Origin of the sequence: Olsenella profusa F0195, from assembly GCF_000468755.1 — a bacterium.
Lineage (GTDB): Bacteria > Actinomycetota > Coriobacteriia > Coriobacteriales > Atopobiaceae > Olsenella_F > Olsenella_F profusa.
On record NZ_AWEZ01000060.1, the window covers coordinates 30,593 to 43,521 of the forward strand.

Consider the following 12,929-nt stretch of genomic DNA (forward strand, 5'->3'; position numbering starts at 1 on the left):
ATGGGCGTGTGCTTGTCATCCGAGGTCTGAGGGGGGTGGCGGTGCGTGCCGCCGCCCCCTCGTATTAGGTGTTTCAGGCTCCCCAGGGCTCGCACGACGCGGGGGCCTTTACACGTTTGGCACGACGGTTCTGTTCGCATTGGAAGTCAAGTCCTGAGTCTCGCGTGCGGGCATGGGGCCCACAGCGGGAGAGGGGAGCGGAGGAGTAGATGAAGAGCGTCATCAAGGGAGTGAGCTATATCCTGGCTCACACGCCGGGCATGGTTGTCCACAACGGCACCACGCAGACGACCGAGCGTGTGGTCAACCCGGAGGGTGAGTATCTCAAGGAGCTACCCAGCCACCTGCGATCCTTCGAGGACAATCTGAGTTACTGGCCCAATCAGGTCTACATCGGCAACAAGAACCCCAAGGAGCTCGAAGGCGTCGAGTTCCCCTACTATGACAAGCGCTGCGACGTCACGGACCGCTACGGCAAGTACGGCCAGATGATGCCCGAAGCCGAGTTCTACCTCCTCATGCAGGCCGTGGACGTGTTCGACCTCGTCGAGCTCGACCGCGACTTCGTTGCCGCCCACAAGGACGAGCTCGCTGCCAACCAGGTCATCGACGAGGGCGTCATGAAGCGCGTCAAGGAGGGCGTCGAGCTCACCAAGGTCCAGGAGGTCGTGGACAACGGCGAGGGCGAGGGCCTCTACATCGACGACACGCTCGTCGGCGTCGTGAAGCGCGCCCACGACATCGACAACAACCTCTCCGCCGAGTACATGCTCGAGAACCTCGCCGCCAAGGCCAGCGACGTCCTCGCCATGCTCACCGCCGTCAAGAACGCCGGCATCTCCAAGGATGACGTCGAGTACGTCGTCGACTGCTGCGAGGAGGCCTGCGGCGACGAGAACCAGCGCGGCGGTGGCAACTTCGCCAAGGCCGCGGCCGAGATCTGCGAGTTCAACAATGCCACCGGCTCCGACGCCCGTGGCTTCTGCGCTGGTCCCACCCACGCCATGATCGAGGCTGCCGCCCTCGTTGCCTCCGGTGCCTACAAGACCGTCATGGTCTCCGCCGGTGGCTGCACCGCCAAGCTCGGCATGAACGGCAAGGCACACGTCGAGAAGGGCCTGCCCATCCTCGAGGACATGCTCGGTGGCTTTGCGGTCGTCCTCACCCAGGACGATGGCGTGAGCCCCTACATCGACCTCGAGCACCTCGGCCGCCACACCGTGGGCACCGGCTCCGCCCCCCAGAGCGTCATGCAGTCCCTGGTCTACGACCCCCTGGATGCTGCCGGCCTCTCCGTCACGGACGTGGACAAGTACGCGCCCGAGATGCAGAACCCCGACATCACCAAGGCTGGTGGCGCGGGTGACGTGCCCCTGGCCAACTACAAGATGATCGCGGCCCTGGGCGTCAAGAAGCAGCAGCTCGAGCGCAAGGACATCCCCAACTTTGCCACCGATCACGGCTTCATCGGCTGGGCCCCCACGCAGGGTCACATCCCCTCCGGCGTGCCCGCCATCGGCGTCGCCCGCGACGAGATCATGGCCGGCAACTGGAAGCGCCTCATGCTCATCGGCAAGGGCTCGCTGTTCCTCGGTCGTCTGACCAACCTCTTCGATGGCGTCTCCTACATGATCTGTGCCAACGACGGCCAGGCCGAGGAGAGCGGTGCCGTCTCCGAGGACGAGGTCAAGCAGCTCGTCGCGAAGGCCATGAAGGACTTCGCCGCCCAGCTCATGGCCGCCTCCGATGCTGAGTAGGTGATCAGATGAGCAAGCTTGAGAAGCAGGTCGCCGAGGCCTTCCTCGAGATGGCCAATGGCCTCGAGAGCGGCCAGTTCGGCAAGAGGCCAAAGATCGCCCTGACCGGCATGGGCAGCGAGCACGGCGAAGAGAACGCCATGGCCGCCGCCGTCGAGGCCGCGGGCAAGGGCGTGGACGTGTACTACATCGGGAGCCTCGAGCACGAGGGCGTCACCACCGTGCACGTGGCCAACGACGACGAGGGCCACGAGAAGATGGACGAGCTGCTCGCCTCTGGCGAGGTGGATGGTGGCGTCACCATGCACTACCCGTTCCCCATCGGCGTGTCCACCGTCGGCCGTGTCGTGACCCCGGGCTTCGGCAAGGAGATGTTCGTGGCCAACACCACAGGCACCTCGAGCGCCGACCGCATCGAGGGCATGATCCTCAACGCCATCGCCGGCATCGCGACCGCCAAGGCGACCGGCATCGAGGATCCCACCGTGGGCATCCTCAACGTGGACGGTGCCCGCCAGACCGAGATGGCGCTCAAGGAGCTCCGGGACGGGGGCTATGGCATCACCTTCGCCGAGTCCTCCCGCGCCGACGGCGGTGCCGTGATGCGCGGCAACGACGTCCTGCGTGGTACCCCCGACATCATGGTGACGGACTCTCTCACGGGCAACGTCCTCAACAAGATGATCTCCGCCTTCACGACAGGTGGCTCGTTCGAGTCCACGGGCTATGGCTATGGCCCGGGCATCGGCCGCGGCTACGACAAGCTCGTGATGATCGTCTCGCGTGCATCCGGTGCCCCCGTTCTCGCCAACGCCCTGGTCTTCGCCGCGCAGCTCGTGCGCAACAAGGTCTTCAGCGTGGTGGCAAAGGAGTTCGAGGCGGCTGACAAGGCGGGCCTCAACGACATCCTTGCCAAGCGCCGCGAGGCCGCCAAGCCCAAGGCCGAGGAAGAGGAGGTCAAGGCCCCCGAGAAGGAGCCCTGCGGCGCCTCCATCCTGGGCGTCGAGGTCATGGATCTCGAGGATGCCGTCAAGGTCCTCTGGAAGAACGGCATCTATGCCGAGAGCGGCATGGGCTGCACCGGTCCGGTGGTCATGATGGCCGAGGCCAACCACGACAAGGCCTATGACCTGCTGAAGCAGGCGGGCTACGTGGGCTAGGCTCACCGTATCGCAGTTCGCTTGGAGCCCCCGTCATCACTCGATGGCGGGGGCTCCCTCTGTCCGTTGGTGACCAGAGGCGCCGCTTTCGGATGCCTCCAGGAGCGGCGCTCGTGGGTCCTTGCGGGGGCTGGGCCTTGCTAGTCCTCGCGGGCGAAGACCTTGCGGTAGCCCTCCTCTTCCTCCTCGAAGATGCCCTCCACCTCCTCGGGCATGGTGGGCACGGGACAGGGCCTCTCCCCCTCATAGCGCACGCAGGTGCCACAGCTGCTGCTGAGCGCCCGAGGGACGGGGCCCATCCTCGCCGACCACCCAGCCTTCTGGCACAGGCCATGAAAGCGGATTGCCCCGAAGTGGGAGTAGAAGAGGGCGACGTAGCGCATGGGCGCTACTTGGTGAGGGTGAGGGTGGTCGAGCCGTCCTCCTCGGTGGCCTCGACCGCATAGCCCTGGCTCGTGGCGAAGCGTGTCACGTTCTCCTTGGCCGCCACGGCATCGACCAGGACGGTGAGCTGGGCGGGGGAGGACTTGAGGGCGTTCCTCGTGAGGACGACGGGCTCGGGGCAGGACAGGCCGCGTGCATCGATGACATCCATGGGGCTACTCCTTGGCTTTGCCGTAGGTGTTCGCCACGCTGATGAGCGCGACGACGACGATTCCGATGATGACCGCCACCATGCCGTTGGGGGTGGGACCCTTGCCGCTGGCGGCGAGGCCAAAGTTGTGCGCGAAGGCGGCGCCCACGAAGAGGCCGAGGATCGCCGTGGCGCTGTCGGTGTTGCCCTCGCCGGAGAGGACGAGCTGGCGCAGGGGGCAGCCGCCGAGCAGGACGCAGGCGAAGCCGGCGAGGAACATGCCGAGGGCGTTCCAGAGACCGTCGGTGTGGGCGACGGGCTGGTCGGCAAAGCCGGGGTTGAAGAGGGGCGTTCCCGTCGCAGCGCCGATGATGAGGTTGCACACGAGGGCGCTCACGAGGATGGCCACGAAGCCGAGGATGAGCTTGGTCTCGCGGAAGAGGACGAGGTCCCTGATGCCGCCCACCATGCACAGGCGCGTACGCTGCGCGAGCGCGCCCACGACGAGGCCGGCGACGAGGCTGATGGCGATGGCGGCGTGGAGGGCACCCGGGCCCTCACCGGTCGCGGTGAAGTGGATGAAGTCGGGGGCAACCACGAGCAGGACGAGGAGGGCGATGACGGCGATCGGCAGAAGACCGCCCTCCAGCTGGGGCATCCTGTGGCTGCGTCCGAGCGAGTACCCCTTGTTGAGGAAGAACACGCCACAGAGGATGCCGCAGACGAAGCCGACGAGGCCGAGGATGGCGTTGAGGTCGCCACCTGCGAGGCGCAGGATCATGCGGAAGGGGCAGCCAAGGAACATCAGGCAGCCCACCATGGCGAAGAAGCCAAGCGCGAACCTCGTGATGGGCGCGGAGCCGCCGCGCGGGGCGAACTCCCTGTGCGCGCAGGCCATGGCCAGGCTGCCCAGGATGAGGCCGATGATCTCGGGCCGGATGTACTGCACGGCGGCAGCCTGGTGCAGGCCCACCGCACCTGCCGTGTCGCGCAGGAAGCAGGCGATGCAGAAGCCCATGTTGCGGGGGTTCCCGAACAGGACGAGCAGCGCCGCGATGATGCCAATCACGATGCCCGCGCCGACGATCGCATACCTCTCCCTCTTTGCCGTTTCCACCGTTCCCTCCTTCGATCGAAGAATTTCAACATTGTATCAATTCTATACCTTTATTATGGATATGATTACTTTTCGTGTCCGCAGGCGGTGAGTGGGGGAGAAGCGGGGGTGGAGTGCCCATGAGCATCTATCTTGACAATGCTAGCACAACATTTCCCAAGCCCGAGGTGGTGCCCCAGGCGGTCGTGGACTACATGACGCGGATGGGCGCCAACGTGGGACGCGGGTCATATGGGGAGGCCTATAGGGTCGAGTCGATGGTCTACGAGACGCGCGAGCTCATCGCAGGGCTCTTTGACGCGTCCGACTGTCGCAACGTGGCCTTCACGCGCAACGTGACGGAGGGCCTCAACGCCCTCATCAAGGGCTATCTCCACGCGGGGGATCACGTGATCGTCTCCTCCATGGAGCACAACGCCGTCATGAGGCCCCTCGTCCAGGTGGGGCGCTGGGGCGTCTCGTTCACACGGGCGCCCTGTGACGGGACGGGTGCCCTCATCCTGGATGAGCTGGAGGGCTGCCTGCGTCCCAACACCGTGGCCGTCATCATGCTGCACGCGAGCAACGTGACGGGCACGGTCATGCCCGCCGCCGAGGTGGGCGCCTTCTGCCATGCCCATGGGCTGCGCTTCTTCCTGGATACGGCACAGTCGGCGGGGGTCATTCCCGTGGACATGGGCTCCATGGGCGTCGATGCCGTTGCCTTCACGGGCCACAAGGCGCTGCTGGGTCCCCAGGGGATAGGCGGCCTCGTGCTCGCCGAGGACCTGGTGGGCCAGCTCGAGCCGCTCGTGACGGGTGGCACGGGGAGCATGAGCCACAGGGAGGAGACACCCAGCTTCATGCCCGATCGCATGGAGGCCGGCACACCCAACCTCCCGGGCATCGCCGGCCTGCACGCCTCGCTGGGCTGGCTGCGCACGCGGGGCATCGACTCCGTGCGCGGGCACGAGCTTGCGCTGGTGGGACGCTTCCTCGAGGGCGTCCGGGCACTTGAGGCGAAGGGCCTCGTGCGTCTTGTGGGCAGGCACGACTGCGAGGGCAGGGTGGGCGTCGTCTCCGTGGCGACGCCCCAGGCGGACGCGGCCGAGGTGGCGGGTCTCATGGAGGAGCGCTTTGGCATCCTCACGCGGGTGGGTCTCCACTGCGCCCCTTCGGCGCACAGGACCTGTGGCACCTACCCCGCGGGGACCATCCGCTTCTCCTTCGGCTTCGCCAACGACGAGGACGACGTGGATGCCGCCCTCGCTGCGCTCGAGGCGTGCTGTCGGGATCAGGGCAGGTAGACGGTGGCCCCTCGTGGGGGAGCTGTGTGGGATTGGGGGTAGGGGTAGGGTTCAGAATGTATCGGGTATTATAAATGTGATTAGTAGTATTTATAGAGGGAGGTGGGGACAGGTATGTCCACAAAGGAAGTCAGGCTCACCGAGCTGACCAAGGCGGCCGGTTGAGCCGCCAAGCTGGCACCTGGTGCCCTTGCGCAAGTTTTGCGCAACCTGCCCAACCTGCGTGATGACCGCATGCTCATCGGCTACGACACGGCGGATGACGCCTGTGTGTATCAGGTGAGCGATGACCTCGTCCTCATCAACACCGTCGACTTCTTCCCGCCCATGGTGGATGACCCGTTCACCTTCGGCCAGATCGCGGCGGCCAACGCCCTCTCCGACGTGTGGGCCATGGGCGGCACGCCCACCATGGCCATGAACCTCCTCTGCTTCCCCAACTGCCTTGACGTGGAGGTGGCGGGCGAGATCCTCGCTGGCGGCTCCGACAAGGCCATGGAGGCGGGCTGCACCATCGCCGGAGGGCACACCATATCGGATGACGAGCCCAAGTATGGCATGTGCGTCACGGGCTTCGCCAAGCCCGAGGAGATCCTCGCCAACGCCGGCGCCCATGAGGGTGACCTCCTCGTGCTCACCAAGGAGATCGGTACGGGCGTCCTCACGACGGCCATCAAGGGCGGCGAGATCACCGACGAGCGCCTGGAGCGCCACGTGGTCGACAACATGCGCACACTCAACAAGTACGGTGCGGAGGCGGCTCGTGGGCTCAAGCTCCACGCCTGCACGGACATCACGGGCTTTGGCCTGGCCGGTCACCTCTGTGAGATGGCCGAGGGAGCGGGGCTCACGGCCACGCTCCATGCGAACAGGGTGCCCCTGCTGCCGCGTGCCCTCGACATGTCGCGTATGGGCATGCACCCCCAGGGCACCTATAACAACCGTGGCTACTTCATGGACCGCGTGACGTTCGACGAGGGTGTCGACCAGGCGCGTGCGGACCTCATGTACGACCCGCAGACCTCGGGTGGCCTGCTCTTCGCCCTTCCCGAGATCGATGCCAACCTGCTGGTGGACCGCCTGGGCCTGCAAGGCATCCGCGGCGCCATCGTGGGCGAGTTCGCGCCGCGCGAGGAGGGCGCTCCCTTCGTGCGTGTGGTGCGGTAGCGCGTAGCATGTCTTGAGCAGGTGGAAAGGCCTGCTTGCGTTGCATGGGGGTCCCCGGGCGCTGACAACGCCCGGGGACCCGTGACGCTTCCTATTTCGGGGGGACGTGGCTAGGAAGGTGAGGGAGTGATCACGATAGAGGTCCCCGCACGAGGGACGCTGAGGATTTCCAAGCTGGTCCTCGATTACAACGGCACGATTGCCATGGATGGTGCCCTTGCGCGTGGCGTGAGCGAGAGGATCCATCGCCTGTCTCGTGCCATTGGGGACATCGTCGTCGTGACCGCTGACACCTATGGTACGGTTGCGCGCGTATGTGCGGAGCTCCCGGTACGCGTCGTCACCTTCCCATCTGGGGAGGCTGCGGGCGAGAAGGCTCGCATCGTGCAATCCCTGGGCGGCGAAGTCTGCTGCATGGGCAATGGCTATAATGACAGGCTCATGTTCGACGCGGCGGCGCTCTCGATTGCCGTCATGGATGCGGAGGGGACGTCTGCGGCGCTTCTGCCCCATGCCGACATCCTGGCGCGCAGCGCAGCGGAAGCGCTCGATCTTCTGCTCAACGTCGACAGGATGCGGGCGACGCTCAGGGGGTAGGAGGCCCATGCGCATACTCAACGTGACGGCCCAGAAGCCGGACAGCACGGGAAGCGGCATCTATCTCGCCGAGCTGGTGAGGGCAGAGGCGGCCCTGGGCCACGAGACGGCCGTGCTCTGCGGCATCGCCGCCACAGACAAGGTGACCACGCTGCCAGGGGAGACCAAGCTCTACGGTGTGCGCTTCGAGACCGAGGCGCTGCCCTTTCCCGTCTGCGGCATGTCGGACACCATGCCCTATCCCTCGACGCGCTACTGCGACCTCACCAAGGGGCAGGCCGAGTGCCTCGTGCGAGCGTTTCGCAGGGCGATCCACGAGGTCGTGGGCTCCTTCCAGCCGGACCTCGTCATCTGCCACCACCTCTTCCTCGTGACCTCGCTCGTGCGCGAGGAGGTGCGCTCCTGCCCGGTGGTGGGCATCTGTCACTCCACGGACCTCAGGCAGCTGGCCCACCACGCCCTCGCCTCACGGGGCCCCTGGGGCGAGGCGCTCGAGGAGCGCATCCGCCATGACGTCGCCGCGCTCGATGCCGTCCTTGCCCTGCACCGGGAACAGGCGGCCCAGATCCAGGCCACCTTCGGCTGTGGCACGGGCCAGGTGCGCGTGATCGGCACGGGCTACAACGCCCATGTGTTCTCGCCGGCCGCCTCCGTCGAGCGCCGCCCCGGTGCCGTGGTGTATGCGGGCAAGATCTGGCGGAAGAAAGGTGTGGCCTCCCTGATCGAGGCCTGCTCCCACATCGGTCCCCACGAGCTTGCGGCACCGCTCTCGCTGACGCTCTGCGGTGGCCGCAGCAACAACGAGGAGGAGTACGAGGGCATCGCACGCGCCGCCGCGGCGGCGCCCTGGCCCATCGAGCTCGTAGGACGGCTGAGCCAGCGGGACCTGGCCCAGCGCTATCGTGAGGCCGAGGCCTTCGTGCTACCCTCCTTCTTCGAGGGTCTGCCCCTGGTGACCATCGAGGCTCTGGCCTGCGGTTGCAAGGTGGTCATGACCGACCTTGCCGGCATCAGGACCTGGGTCGAGGAGAACCTTGTGGATGCACCAGTCTGGTGGGTGAAGCCGCCGCGCATGGCCAGCGTGGACGAGCCCGTGCCCGAGGACCTTCCTGCCTTTGCGGGAAGGCTCAAGGCAGCGCTCCTCGCGGCTCTGGCGACACCATCCACGCCCTGTGACACCACGGCCCTCTCGTGGGAGAGCGTCTGCGAGCGCCTGCTGGGCATCGTGGGAGAGGGGTCGTCCTCATGAGGGGGCGACGGATTCCCTCGCATCTGCTCTCGGCCCTCGTCTACCTGGCGGCCGTCGGCAGCGTGCTCCTCTTCGTCGCCTACCCGCTCCTGCGCATGGTTGCGCAGGTGTTTGCGGGGGGCCTCAGCCTTGCGGACTGTGGCGAGGTCCTCTCCTCCCAGTTAGGCGTGATAGGGGGGAGCGTGGGCGTGGCGGCGCTTGCCGCCTGTGCCTCCACGGTGCTTGCCTTGGCAATCGCCCTGGTCATTGCCTTTGGCAACCGCATGCTCGGCCGCCTCATGGTGGGCGTTGCCACCATGAGCATCATCTCACCGCCCTTCGTGGCATCGCTCGCCTACATCATGCTCTTCGGGCGTCGGGGTCTCATCACCCACGGCATCCTCGGCCTCGACGTCTCCCCCTATGGCTGGCAGGGCGTCGTCGTCATGCAGGTGCTCTTCTTCTCGGCGATCAACGTCCTCATGCTGGCGAGCGTCCTGCGGCGCCTCGACGGCCGCCTGCTCGATGCCGCCCGCGACCTCGGTGCGTCGGCGGGACGAGTGCTGATGGACGTCGTGCTGCCGCTTCTGGCTCCCACGATGCTCTCCTGCGCCCTGCTCACCTTCGTGCGGTCGCTCTCGGACTACGGCACCCCGGTGGTCATCGGTGGCAGCTTCGAGATGATCTCGTCCGAGATCTACCTGCAGGTCGTGGGCTACTCCGACCTCGGCACCTCGGCTCTGCTCAACCTCCTGCTCATGGTCATCGCCATCATCGTCTTCATGGGCTACGGCAGGCTGGGCGCGCGCTCCGAGCGGCTGGTCGTGTCCGCCGGTGCCCCATCGGCAGGGGAGGGGCGGCCCGTGCGCCTGGATGGCCCCCTGGGCGTCCTCGCCTACGCGCTGGCCCTCCTCTTCCTCGCCTTCATGGCCGTGCTCTATGCGACGATCGTCCGCACCGCCTTCTCGAGCGGCATAGGCTGGACGGCCCAGCCCTCCCTGGTCAATCTGGAGTACCTTGCGAGCTTCAACCTCGCGACCCTGTTGCGCAGCCTCGCCTATGCGGGCCTCGCGGCCGCCCTTGCCACCCTGCTCGCCATGGTGATCGCCTACTTCGTGCACCGCCGCAAGGTGGTGGGCGGAGGCGTGCTGGAGTTCCTCGTCACCCTGCCCTACCTCATCCCGGGAACCTGCTTTGGCCTAGGTTACCTGCTCGCCTTCAACTCGCTGCCGCTCAAGCTCACGGGTACGGCGGCCATCGTCGTGCTCGTGCTCGTCTTCAAGCGGCTCGCCATCTCGGAGCAGACCTTCTCCCAGTCCATGGCGCAGATCAGCCCCGAGCTCGACATGGCCGCACGCGACCTGGGGGCCTCGCGCCTGGGGGTCTTCGCAGACGTGATCGTCCCCAACCTGAGCAGTGCCACCCTGGTGAGCCTCGTGAACGTGTTCTCCTCGTCCATGGTCGCCTACGGGGCGGTGCTCTTCCTGGTGAGCGCCGGCCACAAGATCGCCGTGTTCGAACTCTTTGACGCCTTGAGCGGGGGCAAGTACGGAACTGCGGCCATGATGTCGGTGGCCATCTTGGCCGTGACCCTTGCCGTGAACGCGACTTTCGCGCTTTCCGTCGGCACAAAGAGGAACTAGCATGCTCCTGGAGATACGCGGCCTCAGGAAGGGCTTCGGCAAGCGGACCGTCATCAGGGACCTGGACCTCTCCGTGGCGTCGGGCGAGCTCGTATGCCTGTTGGGCTCGTCGGGGTGCGGCAAGACGACCATCCTTCGCATGGTGGGAGGCTACCTGGACGCGGACGCGGGGTCCATCCGCCTCGAGGGGCAGGACATCACCCGTCTGCCCCCGGAGGCGCGCCCGGTGTCCACCGTCTTCCAGTCCTATGCGCTCTTCCCCCACCTCAACGTGGTGGAGAATGTGGCCTATGGCCTCAAGTTCCTAGGGGTGGGGAGGGCGGCGGCGCGCGAGCGTGCCCTCGGGATGCTCGAGGCGGTGGACATGGCAGCCTATGCCGAGGCGCGCGTGAGCGAGATCTCCGGCGGTCAGCAGCAGCGCGTGGCCCTGGCTCGCTCCCTGGTGCTCAACCCCAAGCTCCTCCTTTTGGATGAGCCCCTCTCCAACCTGGATGCCGCCCTGCGCACCCGCATGCGCGCCGAGATCAAGGGCATCCAGCGCTCCTTCGGCGTGGCCATGCTCTTCGTGACCCATGACCAAAAGGAGGCCATGACCTTGGGAGATAGGGTGGCCATCCTGCACGATGGTAGGCTCGAGCAGGTCGCGCCTCCCGAGGAGGTCTACAATCATCCAGCCACCGAGTACTGCGCCCGCTTCCTCGGAGCGCTCAACTCGCTGGTATGGCAGGGAGAGGCCGTCCACTTCCGCCCCGAGGACGTGTGCGTGCGGACGGGTGGCTCCCTTACGGGGACGGTCGTCTCCAGCGTCTTTCTGGGCGACCGGCGCGAGTGCACGGTGGACGTGGCGGGATCTCTCGTCATGCTGCGTACGGACAAGGACCTAGCGCCTGTTGTGGGAAATGGCATCTCCTTCGACATAGTACGGGAAACGACATGGAAGGATGGGACGCATGAGGACTGACATCTCCAGGAGGGCGCTCGTTGCTGGTGCCGTGGCGCTTGTCCCCACCCTGGGACTGGCTGCCTGCGGTGGCGCCACGACGACAAGCCCCAAGGGGGAGCAGGGCAGCGAGGATACGGGTGGCAACCCCCTCGGTCTGCATTCCGACTCGGGCAAGACCCTCAAGGTGGTTTGCACCAACGAGACGTACAAGAAGCTCTTCGACAAGTTCACCGCCGAGGTGGGCCCGGCCGTGGAGTTCGTCTCCATGTCCTCGGGCGAGGTGCTCTCCAAGATCAAGGCCGAAGGCGGCGCTCCCACGGCCGACCTCTGGTTTGGCGGTGGCATCGACTCCTTCATGAGTGCCAAGGACCAGGACCTTCTCGAGAAGGTGGACTTCGACGCGGCAGCCGACTTCGCCACGGGCTTCAAGGACGAGGGCAACCATTGGTTCTCCAAGGGCCTCACCATCGTAGGCTTCATCGTGAACGATGACATCCTCGCCGAGAAGGGCATGGACAAGCCCAGCTCATGGGCGGACCTCACCGACACGAGCCTCAAGGATGAGATCCTCATGTCCACCCCGGCCGTCTCGGGCACCAACTACGCGGCGGTCAACGCCCTCCTGCAGAACATGGGCGAGGATGCGGGCTGGAGGTATCTCGCTGCCCTCAACGAGAACATCCCCTACTACACCAAGCGTGGCTCCGATCCCTCCACGCGCGTCGCTGCCGGCGAGGCCGCGGTGGGCATCACCTATATCGATCACACGCTCGATGAGACCCTTGCGAGCGGCAGCCTCGAGCTCGTCTATCCCAGCGAGGGGCTCCCATACATGCCCGACGGCGTGGCGGCCTTCGCGGGTGCCGACGACCTGGACGATGCCAGGCTCTTCATCGAGTGGCTCTTCTCGAGCGACGAGAACCTCCAGGCCCTCGTGGCGATCGACCAGAAGAGCACCATCCTCTCGGTGCTGCCCAAGACCTCGGGCATCGAGGCGGACTACAGCTCCGAGCAGCTCATGCGGGAGGACCTCTCGCTCTTTGGGTCACAGCGCGACGACATCCTGGCCAAGTGGTCCGAGATGACCTCGGGCAAGGAGGTCAGGAGCGACACGTAGGGGGAGGGCCACCCAGGCCTCTTCCCGTGTGCGAGCCGTGGTGCGGCCATGCTCCAGGGCGGCGGCTCGCGGGAGGGGATGACGGCCGATGCACGCCGTACGAAGGCGTGACGGTTCCCCCCATGCCCGCTGGTAGATTGACAGTATTGATGAACATGATTATCATTCGGCAGTGCCCTATGCTTGCAGTGCCGTTTGGGAGTAGATGGGTGACTGGTGTGCCCTCTGGTCTTCAAAACCAGTATGGGCAGGAAACTGCTCGGGTGGGTTCGATTCCCACATGCTCCCGCCATATGCGAAGGGGACGCTGAACGCCTGGGGTTCGGCGTCCCTTGCTCTA

12 protein-coding genes and 1 tRNA gene are annotated in these 12,929 nt (G+C 66.0%); 10 read left to right on the forward strand and 3 right to left on the reverse strand.

Annotated features, from left to right (window positions below; genetic code table 11):
- Positions 1-209: 209 nt before the first annotated feature.
- Entirely contained in the window at positions 210-1,757 is a 1,548-nt protein-coding gene (gene grdC / locus HMPREF1316_RS08500; protein ID WP_021726590.1) for a glycine/sarcosine/betaine reductase complex component C subunit beta, read from the forward strand.
- An 8-nt stretch (positions 1,758-1,765) separates the two neighbouring features.
- Entirely contained in the window at positions 1,766-2,917 is a 1,152-nt protein-coding gene (gene grdD, locus HMPREF1316_RS08505) for a glycine/sarcosine/betaine reductase complex component C subunit alpha (RefSeq protein ID WP_021726611.1), read from the forward strand.
- A 140-nt stretch (positions 2,918-3,057) separates the two neighbouring features.
- Here the strand turns inward: grdD and HMPREF1316_RS08510 are convergent, their stop codons facing one another.
- The 3 genes from HMPREF1316_RS08510 to yedE are packed head-to-tail and all read right to left on the reverse strand — an operon-like array spanning position 3,058 to position 4,632.
- Complete coding sequence (locus HMPREF1316_RS08510; RefSeq protein ID WP_021726607.1) at positions 3,058-3,300, reverse strand: DUF3343 domain-containing protein; 243 nt, start codon at positions 3,298-3,300, stop codon at positions 3,058-3,060.
- Between the two features lie 5 nt (positions 3,301-3,305).
- Positions 3,306-3,512: a sulfurtransferase TusA family protein gene (locus HMPREF1316_RS08515; protein ID WP_021726603.1), complete on the reverse strand. Its 207-nt coding sequence runs from the start codon at positions 3,510-3,512 to the stop codon at positions 3,306-3,308.
- A 4-nt stretch (positions 3,513-3,516) separates the two neighbouring features.
- Positions 3,517-4,632 carry a YedE family putative selenium transporter gene (gene yedE / locus HMPREF1316_RS08520; protein ID WP_332248194.1) on the reverse strand — a complete coding sequence of 372 codons (1,116 nt, stop codon included), beginning with the start codon at positions 4,630-4,632 and terminating at the stop codon, positions 3,517-3,519.
- A 95-nt stretch (positions 4,633-4,727) separates the two neighbouring features.
- On the opposite strand from yedE, the gene HMPREF1316_RS08525 reads away from it, so the two are divergent.
- The 8 genes from HMPREF1316_RS08525 (at position 4,728) to HMPREF1316_RS08560 (ending at position 12,881) form a co-directional block, all read left to right on the forward strand.
- Entirely contained in the window at positions 4,728-5,894 is a 1,167-nt protein-coding gene (locus HMPREF1316_RS08525; protein WP_021726613.1) for an aminotransferase class V-fold PLP-dependent enzyme, read from the forward strand.
- A gap of 114 nt (positions 5,895-6,008) precedes the next feature.
- Complete coding sequence (gene selD / locus HMPREF1316_RS08530; protein ID WP_084620918.1) at positions 6,009-7,061, forward strand: selenide, water dikinase SelD; 1,053 nt, start codon at positions 6,009-6,011, stop codon at positions 7,059-7,061.
- Between the two features lie 126 nt (positions 7,062-7,187).
- Positions 7,188-7,658, forward strand: coding sequence for an HAD family hydrolase (locus HMPREF1316_RS08535; protein ID WP_021726562.1), 471 nt, complete (start codon positions 7,188-7,190; stop codon positions 7,656-7,658).
- 7 nt (positions 7,659-7,665) lie between these two features.
- A complete protein-coding gene (locus HMPREF1316_RS08540; protein WP_021726578.1) occupies positions 7,666-8,907 on the forward strand; it encodes a glycosyltransferase family 4 protein in 1,242 nt (413 codons plus the stop codon).
- Positions 8,904-10,529, forward strand: coding sequence for an ABC transporter permease (locus HMPREF1316_RS08545; RefSeq protein WP_021726559.1), 1,626 nt, complete (start codon positions 8,904-8,906; stop codon positions 10,527-10,529). The genes HMPREF1316_RS08540 and HMPREF1316_RS08545 overlap by 4 nt, the downstream gene beginning before the upstream one ends.
- A 1-nt stretch (position 10,530) precedes the next feature.
- Entirely contained in the window at positions 10,531-11,490 is a 960-nt protein-coding gene (locus HMPREF1316_RS08550; protein WP_021726564.1) for an ABC transporter ATP-binding protein, read from the forward strand.
- Positions 11,480-12,589: an ABC transporter substrate-binding protein gene (locus tag HMPREF1316_RS08555; RefSeq protein ID WP_021726568.1), complete on the forward strand. Its 1,110-nt coding sequence runs from the start codon at positions 11,480-11,482 to the stop codon at positions 12,587-12,589. The genes HMPREF1316_RS08550 and HMPREF1316_RS08555 overlap by 11 nt, the downstream gene beginning before the upstream one ends.
- A gap of 197 nt (positions 12,590-12,786) precedes the next feature.
- Positions 12,787-12,881 (forward strand) — tRNA-Sec (locus HMPREF1316_RS08560).
- Positions 12,882-12,929: the final 48 nt, after the last annotated feature.